The sequence below is a fragment of the Sphingomonas sp. Leaf32 genome (genome assembly GCF_001421765.1).
In the GTDB taxonomy this organism is placed as follows: Bacteria; Pseudomonadota; Alphaproteobacteria; order Sphingomonadales; family Sphingomonadaceae; genus Sphingomonas.
The window spans coordinates 1-16801 of sequence record NZ_LMLA01000002.1 but is presented as its reverse complement, the minus strand read 5'-3'; the positions used below and the strand labels follow the sequence as shown (position 1 = coordinate 16801).

At 64.5% G+C, this 16801-nt stretch carries 23 protein-coding genes; 9 read left to right on the top strand and 14 right to left on the bottom strand.

The window, feature by feature from the left end:
• Positions 1–105 precede the first annotated feature (105 nt).
• The 5 genes from ASE83_RS05450 to ASE83_RS05430 form a co-directional block, all read right to left on the bottom strand.
• Positions 106–5025: a hypothetical protein gene (locus tag ASE83_RS05450; RefSeq protein ID WP_055785033.1), complete on the bottom strand. Its 4920-nt coding sequence runs from the start codon at positions 5023–5025 to the stop codon at positions 106–108.
• On the bottom strand, positions 5025–6260 hold the full coding sequence (locus ASE83_RS05445; RefSeq protein ID WP_156352754.1) for a hypothetical protein: 1236 nt from the start codon (positions 6258–6260) through the stop codon (positions 5025–5027). The genes ASE83_RS05450 and ASE83_RS05445 overlap by 1 nt, the downstream gene beginning before the upstream one ends.
• Positions 6261–6285: 25 nt before the next feature.
• Complete coding sequence (locus tag ASE83_RS05440; RefSeq protein WP_055785028.1) at positions 6286–6591, bottom strand: hypothetical protein; 306 nt, start codon at positions 6589–6591, stop codon at positions 6286–6288.
• 154 nt (positions 6592–6745) lie between these two features.
• Positions 6746–6979 (bottom strand): hypothetical protein, encoded by a 234-nt coding sequence (locus ASE83_RS05435; RefSeq protein ID WP_055785025.1) that lies wholly within the window; start codon positions 6977–6979, stop codon positions 6746–6748.
• 44 nt (positions 6980–7023) lie between these two features.
• Positions 7024–7266 (bottom strand): hypothetical protein, encoded by a 243-nt coding sequence (locus ASE83_RS05430; protein ID WP_055785021.1) that lies wholly within the window; start codon positions 7264–7266, stop codon positions 7024–7026.
• A gap of 256 nt (positions 7267–7522) precedes the next feature.
• On the opposite strand from ASE83_RS05430, the gene ASE83_RS05425 reads away from it, so the two are divergent.
• The 7 genes from ASE83_RS05425 to ASE83_RS05395 all read left to right on the top strand — a co-directional run bounded on the left by ASE83_RS05425 (position 7523) and on the right by ASE83_RS05395 (position 11007).
• Positions 7523–8137, top strand: a complete 615-nt coding sequence (locus ASE83_RS05425) for a hypothetical protein (protein ID WP_055785019.1) — start codon at positions 7523–7525, stop codon at positions 8135–8137.
• A 3-nt stretch (positions 8138–8140) separates the two neighbouring features.
• Positions 8141–8389, top strand: coding sequence for a hypothetical protein (locus ASE83_RS05420; RefSeq protein ID WP_055785017.1), 249 nt, complete (start codon positions 8141–8143; stop codon positions 8387–8389).
• Position 8390: 1 nt separating this feature from the next.
• Entirely contained in the window at positions 8391–8918 is a 528-nt protein-coding gene (locus tag ASE83_RS05415; RefSeq protein WP_055785015.1) for a hypothetical protein, read from the top strand.
• Between the two features lies 1 nt (position 8919).
• Positions 8920–9411, top strand: coding sequence for a hypothetical protein (locus ASE83_RS05410; RefSeq protein ID WP_055785012.1), 492 nt, complete (start codon positions 8920–8922; stop codon positions 9409–9411).
• 1 nt (position 9412) lies between these two features.
• Entirely contained in the window at positions 9413–9862 is a 450-nt protein-coding gene (locus ASE83_RS05405) for a hypothetical protein (protein ID WP_055785009.1), read from the top strand.
• Positions 9863–10037: 175 nt separating this feature from the next.
• Entirely contained in the window at positions 10038–10301 is a 264-nt protein-coding gene (locus ASE83_RS05400) for a hypothetical protein (protein WP_156352751.1), read from the top strand.
• A 112-nt stretch (positions 10302–10413) separates the two neighbouring features.
• On the top strand, positions 10414–11007 hold the full coding sequence (locus ASE83_RS05395; protein WP_055785003.1) for a hypothetical protein: 594 nt from the start codon (positions 10414–10416) through the stop codon (positions 11005–11007).
• A gap of 60 nt (positions 11008–11067) precedes the next feature.
• On the opposite strand, the gene ASE83_RS05390 is transcribed toward ASE83_RS05395, so the two are convergent.
• Positions 11068–11625 (bottom strand): hypothetical protein, encoded by a 558-nt coding sequence (locus tag ASE83_RS05390; RefSeq protein WP_156352748.1) that lies wholly within the window; start codon positions 11623–11625, stop codon positions 11068–11070.
• 119 nt (positions 11626–11744) lie between these two features.
• On the opposite strand from ASE83_RS05390, the gene ASE83_RS05385 reads away from it, so the two are divergent.
• The gene (locus ASE83_RS05385) at positions 11745–12371 is read left to right on the top strand and encodes an SOS response-associated peptidase family protein (RefSeq protein WP_055784997.1); all 627 of its coding nucleotides are present in this window, start codon (positions 11745–11747) and stop codon (positions 12369–12371) included.
• Between the two features lie 10 nt (positions 12372–12381).
• Complete coding sequence (locus ASE83_RS05380; RefSeq protein ID WP_055784994.1) at positions 12382–12870, top strand: hypothetical protein; 489 nt, start codon at positions 12382–12384, stop codon at positions 12868–12870.
• A 163-nt stretch (positions 12871–13033) separates the two neighbouring features.
• Here the strand turns inward: ASE83_RS05380 and ASE83_RS05375 are convergent, their stop codons facing one another.
• The 8 genes from ASE83_RS05375 to ASE83_RS19020 all read right to left on the bottom strand — a co-directional run bounded on the left by ASE83_RS05375 (position 13034) and on the right by ASE83_RS19020 (position 16633).
• Entirely contained in the window at positions 13034–13657 is a 624-nt protein-coding gene (locus tag ASE83_RS05375) for a hypothetical protein (protein WP_156352744.1), read from the bottom strand.
• 33 nt (positions 13658–13690) lie between these two features.
• Positions 13691–13927: a hypothetical protein gene (locus ASE83_RS05370; RefSeq protein ID WP_156352741.1), complete on the bottom strand. Its 237-nt coding sequence runs from the start codon at positions 13925–13927 to the stop codon at positions 13691–13693.
• A 70-nt stretch (positions 13928–13997) separates the two neighbouring features.
• Complete coding sequence (locus ASE83_RS05365; RefSeq protein ID WP_055784989.1) at positions 13998–14549, bottom strand: hypothetical protein; 552 nt, start codon at positions 14547–14549, stop codon at positions 13998–14000.
• 321 nt (positions 14550–14870) lie between these two features.
• Complete coding sequence (locus tag ASE83_RS05355) at positions 14871–15065, bottom strand: hypothetical protein (protein ID WP_055784984.1); 195 nt, start codon at positions 15063–15065, stop codon at positions 14871–14873.
• A gap of 89 nt (positions 15066–15154) precedes the next feature.
• Positions 15155–15745 (bottom strand): hypothetical protein, encoded by a 591-nt coding sequence (locus ASE83_RS05350; protein WP_156352737.1) that lies wholly within the window; start codon positions 15743–15745, stop codon positions 15155–15157.
• 247 nt (positions 15746–15992) lie between these two features.
• Positions 15993–16178, bottom strand: a complete 186-nt coding sequence (locus ASE83_RS19095; protein WP_443024308.1) for a DUF6961 family protein — start codon at positions 16176–16178, stop codon at positions 15993–15995.
• On the bottom strand, positions 16168–16443 hold the full coding sequence (locus tag ASE83_RS05345; protein ID WP_055784979.1) for a hypothetical protein: 276 nt from the start codon (positions 16441–16443) through the stop codon (positions 16168–16170). Before ASE83_RS05345 ends, ASE83_RS19095 begins: the two co-directional genes overlap by 11 nt.
• Before the next feature lie 10 nt (positions 16444–16453).
• Positions 16454–16633 carry an excalibur calcium-binding domain-containing protein gene (locus ASE83_RS19020; RefSeq protein WP_268794963.1) on the bottom strand — a complete coding sequence of 60 codons (180 nt, stop codon included), beginning with the start codon at positions 16631–16633 and terminating at the stop codon, positions 16454–16456.
• Positions 16634–16801 lie beyond the last annotated feature (168 nt).

Sequence of the window (16801 nt, the reverse complement as noted above, 5' to 3'; positions counted from 1 at the left end):
ACGAAACAAACATTGCCTCCACGATCGCCTGCATCAGCCCCCCGAGGGACCGGCACGCTGACTGACGTGTAGCCGGCGTTGCGGGCGCAGCTTGCGACCCGCTCCTTATCGAGCGTCTTGGAACTCAGCCCACGGATCGGCACCAGCCGGCGCGCCCTGCCCGCTTGCCTCGTCCGGCTTGGCACCGGACAGCACCGCCGCCTTCGCATCGGCCCGCGCGTCCTTCATGATCTTCGCAACCTCGTCGTCGCGCTGATCTTCCGTCAGTTGCTTCCAGACCGCCGAGCCGGTGAGCGCGTCGAGTTGGGGCTTTGCAATCTGGCCGGCGAAAACCTGCAACCGGTCGTACTGCTCCGGCGTCCACTCCACCCGCTTGCCGCCCGCCCGGTACGTCCGTTGCGGTGCCGTTACGTTGATGTTCGCGGACAGCAGCGCCTCAATCGTCCGGTCGTTGCGATCGGTGCCGGCGAACAGCGGCGATACCAGGTCAGGGCCGATAGCCTCCTGCGCGGCAACCGGCTTGCCGAACACGTCGCGGCGCGGGAACAGATCGTCCGACATGCTGGGGATACGCGACCGGATGCGGTCGAGCGGCGCGCGAGCTTCACGCAAAACAGGATCGGTCGTGCGCGCCAACTGAGCAACGATGCTGGGGACTGCAATGGCCCCGGCAGTCCGCGACAGGAACCCTTGCAGATACCTGCTAGGGTCGCTCATTGCCTCTAGCGCAGAACTGATGCCCGATAGCCACGTCTTGTTCGACAGGTTGCTCATGATCGAAACGCCGATAAGCGTGGCGCTCTGTTCGCGCTGCTTGTCCGTCATGTGCGAACCAATATCGACCATATCGGCAACGGTGCCGATCGTCGTAGCGAACGGGTCGAGACGCGAATAGCTATAGTACCGGTCGCCGATCTTGAAGCTGTACGGCTGCCAGCCGTTTGCCAGCATCAGCCGCCGGGCCTTGTCATCGGCTGGCCCGCCCCCCGTAATGTGGCCATCCGCCGCCATCTCGTACATCGCAGCGCCGAACCCGGTTCCGACCAGCATCCGCGCGATAGCCAGGTCACGACGCGCGCCACCTGCTACAATCTCCTTGCGCCACGACTTCATAAGCGGGGCGGCCGGCGACCGTTCGGCGGCGAACTTAAGCAGGTTCACCGGGGTACGGACGAACGGGAACAGCAGCTTCAATTGGGGCCGTCCTTGGCTGGCCTGTGACAGTCCGGCTGCCATGCTGCCATGCTCTAGCGGCGTCTGGAACGTGACATAGCGGGCATAGTCGAACATGCGGGCCAACATCGGCTCTGTCGGGTTTAGCATAAGGTCGGCCGCGCGATCCTTGGCCGCCTGCCCCTTCAAGCCTTCACGCTTCGCTTGCCGGATCGCCAGCCCGCCCAACTCCATGCGCCGGGCAACCGCCTTGAAAAACTCGTCCTCCGCAGTCAGCAGCCGGGTTGGCGTGCGAATCACCGAACCCAGCGGGCCGGGAATTGCTGCCATTTGCTGCGTTTCAATCTTGGTGATCGCGTCAGACGATTCACCGGTCAGGAACGAACGAGCCGCAGCCCGGATGCCTTCACGCGCGCCCGTCACCATTCCGACTGCACGCGAACCAGCCTCCGAAAACAGAACCCGTTCCGTTTCGCGCTGGCTGGGGATCGACCGCCGTACCGCCCCGACAACCGCCGCCGCGAGGTGTTCGGGGATTTGCGCCATGGAGGTAAGCGTGTTCGACAGGATGTTGACGGCGTGCGTCTGGGGGCCGCTCAACAGGCTGTTGATATAGAACTCAACGGCCCGGTCCTTCCACTTGTTCGAAAGCGCCTTCAACGCGAACTGGTTGATGCCGGCGGGCGTCGTGCCGCTTTGCTCGAGGTCAACAATTCGAGAGGCCACGTCCTTTATCCGGGTCGTTCCCCCCACAATGTCGCCGAGCGAAGAAAGTGCTTGCGTCGCATCCCGGCTGTCGGCCGTCATGCGGAACTGTTGCAGCAGTCGGCCGGCTTCCGCCGTCATGCCCGCGACCTGTTCCTGAATAGCGGCATGGCGCAACCACGCCTCGCGGAACGCCGCTTCCAACTCGTCGCCCGGGCTATTAGTGCGGGCAATCCGCTTCGCCATGTTGACCAGATCGGAAGCCGAACGGGCGAGAAGCTGGCGGGCGGCAAGCGCCTGTTCGGCGTTGAACGCCTCGCCCTTGCGACGCTGCAACAGATCGTCGGCAGTCATGCCTAGATCCTCTGCCAGCGCCTTAGTTTCGGCCTGGGTGATGCGGCCACGCTTCGCAGCGTCAAAGCCGCCCGTGACCTGTTCCGTGCGAACCAACGCCCGCTTGATCGCCTGCGGGCTGTCCAGCTTGTCGAGCCGAATGTTGCCGGCGAGGTCTGGCGCGTTCTCGCCCCATTCCTCATAGGCACGAACCGGCGGGGCGTTGGCGTCCAGATCGTCGGGGCCGACCGGCTGGCCGCGATCGAGCGTCAGCGGCGCTCCCTCTGCCTGTGCCGCCTCCACGTCGAGACGTTGCGCCCGTGCCGCTTCGAAGGCGTCCACTTCCGCGAAGTCGTCGGGGTGAAAGGTTCGGTTCCAGCCGCGATGCGTGGCCGTCAGCGAGTCCATAAACTCCGCTGGCGTGGGCGGCTCGGCATGGTCGGGGAAATAGCCCGCTTCCCATGCGCGTTGCGCCGCCATGTCGAGCGGCAGGCCATCATTGGCCACCAGCTTGCCGAACCGCTGTTCGCCGCCGGCAAAGTCCATCCCGTTGCGAGGCGCGTTGGTGATGCCGGCATAGGCCAGTTCGCCGCCGTCCTCACGAACACCGCCTTGCGTGCGTAGCCACGTCACCAGATCGACCGGCCCGCGCTTCGGGATCGTCCGCGTTCCATCGTTCGGCGACGGCAGATTGCGACGCTCGAGCGTCGTTGCCTCATTGGGCGCGCGAACCGTCTGGTAGCGCCCGGCTTCGATACCCGCCGCCTCGTCCAGATCGCGGACAGCGTTCGCCGGCAAAGGGCTTACGTCGCTGGAACGCATCTGTTGCGCAGCGGCGATGCGCTCTCCATTGGGCGCGTCGGCAAGAAGCTGGCGCGGCTGGCGCAGGTCGATGCGATCGGGCACGCGCGGCCCGTCGAGCGTCGGGCGCGGGGTGTCGTTCGCCATGGCCGCGACGGCATCCGCTGGCGCGTCCTCGAACTCGTCCCATGCTCCCGCATCGTCAGCAGCGCGGCTAACCGCTGGGGCAGCGGCAGGAACCGGGGGCACAGCATCCGAAGCGCCAGCAGCACGACCATTCGGGACAATCTCTAGCCGGGCGTTGTCGCCCTTAGTCGGCGACAGGATCGGCATCGCTCCCCAACGCCGCCCGGTATCGTCAACCAGCCCCGGCGCGGTAATGCGGATCGGCTTGCCTTCAACGTGCAAAACCACGTCGTCGCCACGGGCCAAGGCATCGTCCGCTGACTGGCGCAGAATGTCGCCCGCCCGCCCCATGTCGACGCCCGCGCCGGTATCAGCAGCAGCACGCAGCGCGGCGCTATCGATCGTCGTAGCGGCGACAGCCGGAACGGAACCGGCATCGGCAGCGGCAGGCACGGCAGGCGCCTGAACCTCGTCAACCTCGCGCGCCACGGCCGGCGCAGCGTCGGAACCAGTAACCGCAGCAGCGCGGCCCCCACGACCGCCAACAAGCCCTGTCAGGCGTTGCGCAAGCCCAGCGGTGCCATAACCCAGCGCCGCCCCGACAGGCGCGTAAATCGCGGCGTTGGTGGCCCGATCGACCAACCCACCCTCTCCCGCGCCAGCGCCAGCCGCGCCAGCCTCCGCAGCCCCGGCCACCGCCAGCCGACGGCGCACGGCGCTTTCCGCAGCCGCAACCGCCGCCATGCGGGTGCCGCCCGTCTTTAGCGTCGCCCGTGCCGCGTTCAGCCCAACGCCTTCGATCGACGCGCCGGGGATCGCAAGGCCGCTGACAAGCTGCCCGCCGAAACGGGCATAGGGATGCGCCGCGTCATCGTTCGCGAGGATGGAGCGGTTCTGATCGAGGTTGTTGGCGTAAATGTCCGCCCACCGACGATCGCTGTTCAGGATGTTTTCACGCCCGCCCGTGCCGCCGAGCGAATCCACCGTTGCGCCCAGCTCGTCCAGGAAGTTGAGCGGATCACCGACGCCGCGCATGGTCGCGCCGAATGCCCCGTCGCCCGGATCAGTCAGCACGCGGGGCGCGCGCTTGTATGTGATCTTGCCCGTTGGCGTGTGGCCGGCGGCCCGCATCCGCACGAACTTCTCCGCTTCCTTGCGATCGACGGTGAAGCCGTTGGCAACGCCATAATCGACAATCTGGTCAACCGTGCTGTTCGGGTCGTTCGTCAGCGCGATATAGCCGTCTGCAATGTCCTGTCGCAGCCCTTGGAACGGCGTAGGATCATCGGCGAACACCGCCGCCGCCCCGCCCTTGTCGCTCCACTCAGCCTGCGCCCATGGCCCATCCTTCGGGCGTTCGGCTGGGGGCGCTTCGGTCGTGCCGCGCCGGAATGCCTGTGGCGTGACGTAGCTGTCACCGTGGACGCCCAGCCGGTTCAGGCGGGCCAGCCGTTCGGCCTCCAGATAGTCCGTGCGGCGCGTCGGATCGTTAGCCAGGTACTCCGGGGCTGCCAGTCCCATACCCTGCCGGAGCAGCGTCGTTGCCGGGTCCAGCCCGTACTGGCTCAGCACGCCGACAGGGCGGCCATAGCTTTGCGTGCCGTTCGGCGCGAAGGACGCGCCCGGCAGATAGTCAAGCAGCGCGGAGCGCGACTGTTCGCCGATCGGAACCACGGCCCCCGACGCGTCGCGCGCCGTCTGCCGACGCTCGAACGCATCGTACCCCAGCAGACGGGCGTTCGCCCCGGTATCCAGCCGCACCGTGTCGCCGTCGTATGCCTCGCCCGTGGGCTTGCCCCCAGCCGCCGCCGGACGCTTAACCGAGAGCTTCTTGCGCACCAGCGAGGGGGGCGCGTCCTCGAACTCTGCCCATTCGTCCTGTGCCATTACGGGCGCACCTTCATCTTGCCATCGGGGGTACGAAACACGGTGCCGGACGGCAGCTTGCGCGCCTCAGCGACAGACGAGACGGTCGGGATGCCGCCGGCAGCGCCACCACGACGCCCGCCAGTCTCGCGAACGCGGCGGTCGGTAATGTCCTGCCCCCGGCGGCGGTCGGTTGAGGCAATGTCCTGCCCGCGCTGGCGATCGGCCGAGGTGACACCAATGCTGTACCGCCCCCGAGCATCGGTCATGTTCTGGCCGCGTGCCGTCAGCGCGCGACGCCTGGCGCGATCCGCCATACGGTCGCGGGTGTCCATGTTGGCACGCTCGTTGTCCGCCTCGTCGTCGGCAATGTCGGCAGTCAGGCGGCGGTCGGCACGGTCGTCGCGGATCACGTCGGACAGGTTGCGATACAGCGCGCCGTACCGCTGCAACCCGTTGTCGGAGAGGTCGACAGATTGGAGGCTTTCGGCCGGCACGCCCATCTGTGCGAGCATGGGAGCCATCGCCCGCAGTTCCGCGGTTCGAGCGGCCATGTCCGGTGTACCGTCAGCGTTGCGCATCTGCTGCAACCGGAACGCGGCGCTTGCCAACGCCGTCCCTTGCGCCTGCACCCGCTTCAAGCCTTCCGCATCCGACTTGTAGAGCGACGACTGAATCTCAAGCGCGGTGTTCGGGTCGAGCGCGTACAATTCACGCAGCGCCGTTGGGTCCAGCCGCATTCCGTCTGTCCGTGCCGGCAGCGATGCAGGATCAACCAGACGCGAGGGAGCGTCCGAAGCTACCGGCTGGCTACCCGACAAGGCAGAACCGGCAGACGGCGCGGCAACTGGTGGCAGCAGGCTTGCGGGCTGGGTGTATCCCGGCTCGTTCGGGGGCGGCGGCTGCTTTGCGCCCGGCGCGTAGCCCTGTAGCGGCCCCTCCTTGGGGGTGTTCACGAACGACGCGAGGACACCTTGCGGGCTGGCCGCCTCACCTCCCCCCGTGAACAGACGCCCCATCACGTCGCGGCGGTGATCGGCAAGCTGGGTTTCCCGTTGCCGGTCCTGCATCCGCATCGCCAGTTCCGGCGCATACTGCGCCAGCGCGCCCATCGCCTCCGGGTTGCTTGGGTCACGCGCCAGAGCGGAAAGCGCGGATTGCGTTTCACCAGCCGCACGGCGTTGCCGCCCTTCGTCCATTCCAGCCTGAAAAAGCCCGGCCACGTTAGGCGTCTGAAGGAGGTTCCAATTAATCATTGCGGGATGCTCCGGGGCCAAGCGTTCAGTGAACAGACGGCGCGACCCAGACGGGTTCACACCCGCAGGCCGCTTGAATGAGAAGGGAGAGAGCGAGGCAACCACTGCGACTGTCGACAAGCGGCCACAGAACCGGCGACAGGTTCGCCAGCTCGTGCGCAATATCGTCGTAGGGTATGTCGGTTTCCGCCGCGATCATCGCGGCCAAGGACAGCGCCTGTTGCTCGTAGCGTTCGCCGCGCTGCACCCGCTCGGAATGCTTGTGCGCTCGCTCGAACATGGCGACGATCGCAGCGCCTACGGGATCGTCATTCGGGGTAGTGCCGGACATGGAACGCCTCGCGTCATCTGCTGATGATCGCCGGCCCTTGTCCGCTTAGGATGGGGTTTCCGCGTTAGCCGCTCACTAACGCCCGTCGCTGGTAATTGTCTAACAGACTTGGCCGCTTAGCGCCAAGCAATTCAGCCATAGCTTTGGCTGATCGTTACAGCAAAAAGTGCAGCCCAAGCCCGACCACAACACCGACAAGTCCTAGCCCGGTGAAGAACGCGGCATCTTGCAACCGGTCCAAATCAATACCGGTCCCGCCGCCCCGAGAGCGGAGGCGAACCATCTTTTTGTATAAATCAATCCATGCGAAGCCCGCGAACAGAAGCCCTAGCGCGCCGAACCACGCCAGCACGAGAAAGGGGTGAGCGATGCTAACGGCCTCATCCATAGCCCGCACGATATGGCGGCTGGGCGACAAGCGCCAGCCCGTTCCTACTTGGCGCGCAGGCGCACGCCGGGGCCACCGCCGCCCGAAGGCGAACCGTCCGGTATGAACTCAACCCCAGCCGCCTCCAACGCAACCTGCAGCTTGTCGATCGTGGAGGCGTAAGCGTCGTTGCCGCGCTCAAAACTGGAAACCGTCATCACGCCAACCTTGGCCGTCTCCGCAAGCTGCGCAGCAGACAATCGAAGGGCGGCGCGTGCCATCCGGCACTGTTCGGGCGTAATCGACATACCGATGATTTATATGCGTTTGGGCGTTGACACAACCCAATAGAGGCATATTCTGTATCGGTCTTAGGCATAAGCCAAGGCGACCGGATGGGGAAGGTGGAAGCTCCCCGCACCCGGTCTGATCGCAACCCTGCATGAGAGGGAAACGACTATGGACGCCCATAGCATCGGTGCGCGCCCTAGCGCCACGACCGACAATACCGCAATCAACTTTTCGAATGACACCCGTCCCACATCGGGACCGAGCCGCCGCGCCATGCTGCTAGGGATGGCCGCGCTGCCCCTGTCGGCATGTCCGGCACCCGCCCCGGCTAAGGCCGCATCGCACGGTGCCTGCCCCGAACTGGCGGGGCTGATCGCCGCCTATGTCGCGATAGATGCCGAGTACGACCGGTTCTGCGTCGATATTCACGCCCCGGCAGTCGCGCGCCAAGATGCGATGATTGCCGCCATTCCTCATTTCGAGATCGACGCCACGCTGGCGGCGGATGGCTCCCGGGTGTGGTCCACCCGCGAAGGGACGCGGGCCGAAGCGCGGGGCATTGCCAGCCTTGCCCGCCGCTACCAGAACGAAAGTCCGCAGTGGCAAGACAAGCTGCGGCGCGCTCGCACGTTCACCGCTGCCGACCTGCGCCGGACGCGCGCAATTGATCGGACGCATAAGGCCGCCGGCCTGGACGTGGTGGAGGTGCAGGAGGCGGAGATTTGCGGGCGGCTGGATCGTACGCGGCAAGCAATCCTCACCTTCCCCGCTCGCACGCCCAGCGACATGCGCGAGAAGCTGGAAACGCTCGACCAATGGCTGACCCATGCCGAGTTGAAGGACATGGTTATGTCCGACCTCGACAGCATTCAGTCGCGGGAGGCTTGAGCCATGGCCACCGCTGCAATCACCGGGGGCGCTTCGGCGCTCCCCACCTTCGACGCGCCCGCATGGCTGGCGTCCCTCGTCGCGATCGGTGGAGGCTACGCGCTCGCGTCCGGTCGCAAGCTGTGGTTGGTCGTTGAGGACTGCGACGCCGACGACCTCACGTCGGTTATGGCGCAGATCGTCGGCAAGCCCGAACGCGCCGAGGCAATCCGCTGGATCATCGAAGCCCGGCAGAACGGGGAGGCCCGCTGATATGCGCAGCATCATCAAGCGCACCGTGGCGGCTGTCGAGCCGTGGTACAACTGGGGCGCGGTGACGGTCGAGCGGCTGGACGCGGTTAGCGAGGATCACGGCAACGAAGGCGACGTGCGGTTCTTCGACCTGCAATGGTTCGGCCTGCACCTGTCGTTCCAGATCGGACGCACGCCCGCGAAGGCAACGGCTGGGCAGATCGCGAACCGCGCCCGGCACCGCGCCGAGGCCGAACAGCGACACGCAGAGCGGAACCAGCGCCGCACCGCATGGGATGACGCCCACGCGGACTACACCGACGCCCGCGCCCGTTTCGAGGCGTTGCCGGTCGGTACGCCCGAAGAGAGCGTGGCTTGCGACGTGTGGGTCGAGGCCATGGCCCGCCTGATTGAAGACGTGCCGGCCCCCAGCGGAAAGGCCCTCGCAATCAAGGTCGAGCTGGCCGCGTCCCGCGACATTCCCTTTCACCCTGAATGGACCGCCGCCATCGCAGCCGATGCGCGCCGCCTCCATGCGGAGGGCTTCTGACATGGCGACCGATCCGAAAACCAATCTCATGACCCTGTTCGCCGGCCGCAATCTGCTGTCGCCCATGGAGCAGCACGAGGCCAAGCAGCCCCAGCCGATCGCGCTAGAAATGTTCGATAGCGTACCGGGCTGGGCAACCGTCTGCGCCGCCGGGGATGACCACAACGCGCCGCTGATCCAGTTCGGGGAAGTCGTCGTTGCTGAACGCGGACGCTGGATGCCCGTCGATGGCGGACTGTTCCTGATCGAGTACGTGTCCGCCCCGGCCACCCAATTCGACTACGAGAAGCGGCACTGCCGGATCGTACAGGCGCGCGAGACGGACCGCGGCTGGTTCGTGGGCGGCATCCGCGCCGGGCAGCGTGGAGCGTTCGTCGCGAACGACGGCCCCTATGCCGATCCCGTGAAGCTGGGCGAGAAGCTGGTAGGCCGAGTCGTCGGCATCCTGCGCACCGCGTCGTTTATCGACCGCATGGCGAAGGGAGGGCGGTAACATGGCGTCCGAATCCACCCCGCCGCCGATGACCGCGAAACAGGTCCTGCACCTGATCGCGCAGCACCTCGCCAAGACTGGCATGGCGGAAACCCGCTTCTGTCGCGAGGCGGTCAACGATCCGCGGTTGATCGGTGACCTGCGCGACGGGCGCCAGCCACGGCGGGCAACGACCGCTCGAGTGCTTGCCTGCATCAAGCGTATCGAAGCTGCGCCAGCGCCAGTCGTTGAACCATCGCCACGGCCCGTTGCGGCGCGACCCCCGGCAACGGTCCGCCTACTGACGTTGATCGAATGCTACTGCCACGCCACCGGCTTGGGGCTGTCCGCTTTCGGCGAGCTGGTAGCCGGCGACCCCAGCTTTGTCGCTCGACTGTACCGGGGCAGGAGGCCGCAGGAGCGCACCTCAGAGCGCGTGCGCAACTTCATCGCTTCGGAGGCGCGGGCATGATGCGCCGCACCTCATGGCGAACCGAGGCAGCCCGTCGGCACTATCGCGGCCAGTCCACCCGCTACATCGCCTTCGCGATAGGCGTTGACCGTGGGGCAGTGCGACGGTTCCTACGCCCCCTAACCCAACGCGGGCGGCTCCACTCGCGACCCCTCCGGCTACGGAGGACGCAACGATGACCGCCATACTTCTCTACCCCGGCCGAGCCGCTGTCCTGCCTGTCGACGCCATGCTGGCAACGATCCCGAAGCTACCGCGCGCCGCGATCAATCGGCTGGTTGCCCGCATGATCGAACGGCTGGACGAAATGGACGGCGACCCGGAGGCGGAACCGGACAACGAGGACCAGTGCGGCGCGGGTGACGACGGATGCGCGCCGGTCCTGCTGAACGGTCGCGTTCATTGGGGTAGCGCCGACGAAGAACAGGGGGATTGCTGACACGACCTGAGGGGCGGCGACACGTTGCCGCCCTTCTAGCCGCGTCAGCGGGTGGACCGAGCAGGGATTGCGCCCCCGCCCGGTCCTATCACAGCCAGTTAGAGGGCCAGCCATGACACACGACAACATACCGACACCCAAGCCACCGACAAGCGACAGCGCAGCATGGGAGGGCGCGCTACAGGCTTTCCGCTTCGCACAGGACGCCAAGAAGCGCGGCGACGCGCTGGACTATCAGACCGCGCTTACCAACCTGATCGCGACCCCTGCGCCGAACTCTCACGCGCTGGGTTTGAAGCTCGAGGCCATGTTTGCCGAGGGCGACATTTCGCCGGAACGCCGCGCAATCATCCTGGACGATTTGCGACACATCGACAGCGACGACGCTGGCTTGCGCAATGCGTGGCGAGATTACATGGCCGCGCTCACCTTGAGCTATCGGGCCAGCAACGGCCCACAGGACATGGCCACCAGCACCGCCCGCATGGACGTGGCGGATACCGTTCTACTGAACACCGATGCACGCACCAAGGCTGGGGTAGCGGTGAAGCTGCGCCGCGCACTGGTCGGGCTGCACCGGGACCGGTTCGTTCGGCTGGCGCTTCACCAAAGCAACGCTGAATTGGCCGAACAGATCGGCGACATTGACGACACGCCGGCCCGGCTGATTGCGTCCGCGATCGTGACGCTAGAGGCCAATGGATAGCAGCCCGGCTCGATCATCAAGCAATTGGAGGGGCGACGGCATTCAGTGGCGTCGCCCCTTCTATCGAAAGAACCCAACGAGGTGGCCGGCGACGATCACAGCGCCAACAAGCCAGCCACCTACACCGACGTTCTGACAGGCGATCGCCTTCGTTGAAGTCTGAAAATCAACAAGAGGTAACGCCAAGTATCGCTCCATTGCCGTCTGACGAAGCACCTTGTTTCGGTCTGTCACTATCTCCGCTTGAGTAATTGCAACCGACCGGGCCGCACTCATGCGGGCGTAGGCGTCGGCCGCTTCATGCGTAAGCTTTAGATGATCGAAAAACGGGGCGATGCTTGCGCCGACAACCCCAGCAACAAACGCGACGGCGGCAAGGCGCGCGTGCGGCGCATCTAATTGCAACCAGTTTGATGCCTCACCTCTCGCGCCCATCAGCGCCGCCAACGAGAGCAGCGAACCAGAATTGAGCGCGATCACACCGAACCGGATTTTGTCACCCAGTTCGTTCCGCCGCTGAATTATTCGCGCGAAAGAAGCCGTGTCAGCCGCCAATATATTGTCCGCGATGATAGTGGCGGCAGGGTTCGTATCCTTAAAAGTCTCGGGCTTATCCATGGCCATATGGTCGCCGCCGCGTTGACCAACGTCAAGGTCGCGCACCCCCGCCTTGGGCAGGAGTTATCCGCGAACGCAAAGCCTTGGCCGGCGCCGACCAGCCGCCTACCCTGCCCTCCATGTGCAACCGCGCTCGATTCGCCGGGGAACCGGAAACCCTCTTCGGCTCGACCGGCAAACTGTTCGGCGAACGCCCCCGCGACAACCGGTTCGATCCGCAAGAGTTACGCCCGAAGGGGCGGGCTTACGTCATCCGCGATCAGGACGGGGAACGGGGCTGGGACGTGATGGCGTGGGACTTGCTGGGCGGTCAGGCCGCGTGGCCAATGACCAACGTCCGCAACCTCAAGCTGCCGCAGTGGCGCAAGCTGGCGGCGGACCCGGTGAACCGCTGCCTGATCCCGCTGACTGAGTTTTGCGAATGGACGCCGGACAAGCACGACTTGGGCGACGGCAAGCCGGCGCTGAAAGGCGAAATGTGGTTCAGCGTCACCGACCAGACGACGTTCGCCGTTGCCGGGTTCTGGCAACAGACCGCCGAGGGCGCGTGCTTTACGATGGTGACGTGCGATCCGAACGAGCTGGTCGCGCCGATCCACCCCAAGGCCATGATAACGATACTGCGGCCAGAGGATTGCGAGGCGTGGTTGCGCGGCGGCTACGACGAGGTGACCGCTCTGCAACGGCCCTATGATGCGGACGCCATGACGATGCGCGGCCCGGTGTTCCCAACGCGGAAGGGGTGAGGGCCGGCGCGTGAAGGTAACGGAGATCATCGGCCTGTATGGCGCGGCCCTAAGCAGCATCGTTGCGTTCCGGCAGTGGCGCGCGGCGCACCCGAAGCTGATCCTTACGACAGTCCCTGCCTACAACGGGCAAGGCTTCGAACCAGTCGGACAGTTCGTCCGCGTGAACGTATCGAACCGCGGCGCGACGAAAGCCTATCTGCAATCGGCGTTCATCCAGCTTCTATTGGAGCCGCAGACCTTCGGCGACCGCCTGCGATACTGGCGCGGCTCGATCAGCCCTTGGCATAGCGGGGGCCGGATGCTTGTTCGTTTACCAGCCGAAACGATTATCGCGCCCGACATGCCGGCGACATTGGAGCCGGGGCAATCGCTAGTCGTGTGGGTCCCGCTCGATGCCCACCGCGCCTTGTGGGATGGCCCGCGCGTCCGAGGCGTTCGGGTCGTTGTTCAGGATCAAGCCGACCGATCCTACGCGAGCAAGTCGTACCGCCATTAGGCCGAACTGTTCGAACAGGCTCTAGACCCTGCGCCGAGAGGGTCCGATTTGCCCGATACCGACCCTGTTCGAACGGTCGAACTGTTCCATGCAATGTGTCGTCGCAGGGTAAACCCTGTTGAAGCAAGTCGAACTGACTTGGAATCTTAAGGCCGCTCCAAGGCTACAGCGACTGCTGCATCTCGGTCAGGCTTTCCCGAAGGTGTTGCAACGTTGATGGCCAGTCTCGTTCATCCTGTGGCGGTAGCTCGTAATCACTGAACGCGTCCTGATGGAACGTCGCGAATGCGAGAACAGCACCTTCGGCCTTTATGACCTTCACGCGCTGACGAAAATCGAGAGCAATTGACTTAGCAATTGCCTCCCGGAAGATGGCTGGAACCTCAATGGCGATGTCGTTCAGGTGGTGCAGCGACGGTTTGAATCCCGTCGGCCAAGGCTTCGATTGATCCTCGGGCAGTAAAGCAATACTCTGCTCGACGGCTGCAAGCAGGCGAATGCATTCGTCGGTCAGGATGCCAGTTTCTCTGCGTAGCGTAGCTTTCGCTGTTCGGTCTGCTAGCCACGCACCGCCGCCAACAGCGGCAGCCGCTCCAACTAACGCGCCGCCGAATGCGAACACATCGTCAGACTTGAAGCCGCTGAGCAGGAGGGCTGCGAAGCCGCATCCAGAAACCCCGCCACCTAGGCCTGTAAGCAAGCATTGAAGCACTTCATCTCGCGTCATGGTTCCTGACGTATCCGGATCTATGACGATCAGCCAGCCGCCTTGCGCTTCAAAGGACACGGATTCCGGCTATATCAGTCATAGCTACCCAGCCTACCAACGCCGCTTCGGCTTCGGTTTGGCAAGTTCGGGATGATGCAACGGCGACTTGTCGCGCCAGTCAGGCGCCACCTCGCCGGCCAGCCGCGCCAAGGCGAGGTCGATCGCCTCTTTCTGCCACATAGGCTTGCCGTCGTAAAAGATCGGAATGGGCATGATGCCCTTGGAAACCTGCTTCTCCAGCAGCGCTACTGATCCGTCGAGATAGGCGGCGGCCGTTCTCTCGGTCATCAATGAGGGCCAGCGCTGGCCCTGTATGGAGCGGGGCGATCGTAGTTTGGGTTCGTCCGACATCGCAATCCTACTGACGTTTCAGTTCGATGCCGCGTACCGCAGAGAGGTATTCGGCTGACGGATTCGGCTCTGAATATTCTGGCGCGGTGCCGTCCAATATCGAAAGCACCTCGCGCGACAGCGCGGGAGTCGGATCCATTCGAGGCCGCTCGCAGTTCTCCGCATCGATCAATATAGCCGGTGGATTTTCAAACCATCCGGCCAGCAAGCCACACTCGTCGTACCCGATCCAGCCTTGGCCCCGGATCTCGATCCGCCCTATCGCATGGGTGCCTGCTATTACGATCCGTGCCGTGTTGAATGCGGACGCCTGGGGATCATCGCTAACCGCCGGCTCGGCGAACCCCGCCATGTATTCCAAAGCTGGTGAATGGTCGGCATTTGACCCCTTGATGAGTGGTACGCGGCCTTCTTTGAATATGACGTCCCGCGTTTCGACAAGAGCGCCGCCGCCGTCGACGGCCCCTACGATACGAGCGTCCCTGATCTCGTAAGCCGTTTGCATGTTCCGCCACAGCTTACGACGACCCTTGCGGTTGGTCTGATTGCGGTCAGCCATCGACAGGCCTCATTGCCTTGCCTGCTGACGACGTGCAAAAAACAGGCGCTCCTCTTCCGCGACCGAACGCAGCCTCTCGTCTAGCGGGTCCTCAGACAAACGGTCGGCCCAAAGGTCAATGTCTTTGCGATCGTACAGCACGCGCCGACCGATACGCCGCTCAGCTATCCCAAGCGTACGGAAGGTTGTGTTCGATATTGATAAATAGGCCGCAGCGTAACCCACGCTCATCAGCCGGGGCCAGTCGGGAAGTTGCAAACGGCTCGGCGGCGCGTCGTCTTGGACGGCTGGGGGCATAATGGCCTCGCTATGGCTGCTGACCTATCGTGACCCGCCAAACATGCGCAAATCAAGTGCACTGACGTAGCTATGATCCTCCATCGGCTCAGTACCAGCATCGATGACGATGTTGCCGAGCGGGTCGATGTGCAGGCGGACGCGGGTAAAGCCAGCCGCCTTCGCGCCTTTCATTGCCCGTTTGACGTCCTGTTCGGTGAAGCGCGCTGGGTTCCCCATAGGTGCTACCTAGATGGTGTCGTGGGTGCCGATGTCTTGGCGCACGCGTCGCGTCGCGGCTGGCGCATCGCTACGCCAGCCGCCGGCATTCACTTACTCGACGTTTGGACCGTCATCGGAGCCGGAGCTGCCGACCCGGTGAACGCTACGGGTACGTCTTCATCCAGATAGCCAGTCACGTTCGAACCAGCCGGGATGCGTGCGCTCGTACCAGTCATGAAGAACCCAGCAATCGGCACCAATACTACTGCACCCACGACCCCGGCCGTCCCGGTCACGCCCTTATCGTCCACCTGGCCCGACATGCCCAGCCGACGACCATTGGCTTCAACATACACCAGCCGCGCGCCGATGCGTCCCGACTTGCCCCACATTCCCTTGTTACGCACATCGGTGACTTCGCCGACTGCATGGGCACCGACCGGGATGACGGTCACGCCGTTGACCTGCACCGGCTCGGCAACCTCCAGATTGAAGCGCTGGCCTACCTTCAGTTTCTTACCTTCGGTGGTAAGCCCATCGAGCGTGCGCAGAACGACGGACGTACCGGCGCGCAGGATCGACGCATCGCCACCAACGACGACTGCCGTCGCCGGCGCAGCTGGCGCAACCGTTGCCGTCTGCGCGTTCGCATTGGCCACCAGCATAACGCCAGCGGCAATCAAGATTGCCTTCTTCATGTAGCCCCCAAATATGATTCGGCCCCCCGGCCGAATTGCGACAGTCGACTACCTGTCTGATGTGACGTCAATAGGTCGATTGGTCCCTAACGGATCGTCGCGACGTCAGCATTGCGCCTCACGCAGGACATTCGCGGCGTCGATAGCGTCTAACGAAAGAAACCGAACAGGCCAGACAGTAGCGGGATGGCAATTACGAGCCCGAGCAAGGTTGCTTCTGCGTAAAACAGCAAATGCTTCCTCGCTTTCACTGACGGGTTCCCGTTCGCAGTGCATCTACCCGCGCTGCCATGTCTGTGAACCGCGCGACCCCTGCTGCATCGCCAGCTAACGCGAGTGCGCCGATCCGCTCTGCGATCCAAACGGGCGCGGCGGCGCCGTGGATGCGGACCGCCAGGATTGCTTCGCTCCATCGTTCCTCTTCAGCCGTCATCGCGCGCCCATGGGGATCGCCGGGTAGTAGGCGTGCTGGATGGCGCGGTTGCATACCGTGCTGCCGCCTGTTCGATCGTGAGTTCTTCGAGCGGCACGTGCTGCCGGGTGGCGTGGAGGTTCCGAAGGATCAGGGCCAAATCGCTCTCGGTCAGCCCGGAGGCGTCGTCGACAATCACGCCGGCCGGCAAGGCTTCGCAAAATGCCGCAAGGCGATTGCAGGCCGCTCCAAGAGCGGGATCGGTCGAATCATCGAAAGCTGCCATGAGAAGGTATCTATCTTCTGATCGGCTCGCAGGCGATCCCGTCTCCGTCCCCATCCATGTGAGCGCCGTATCCCGGTTGCCCCCGACGCAGGGGTGCTGCGCCCGCGCGACGCGCTTCACCGCAGTTGCGATAGCTCCAGCCGCTTGCCTGGTTCGGCGCTGAGGGCTGGCGATTGGCGGGCCGGGTAATGATGCGACCGACCGGCTTCCTGGCGGCAGCAGTGGCGCTAGGACAATCCGTGACGTGACCCCCGTTTTTTCCTCCAGTTGGAGCTAGAGTCCGACCCCGGAAAGGGACGGACAGATGAAGCGGAAGCAGTTTTCGGAAGAGCAGATCATCGGCATCCTGAAGGAGGCC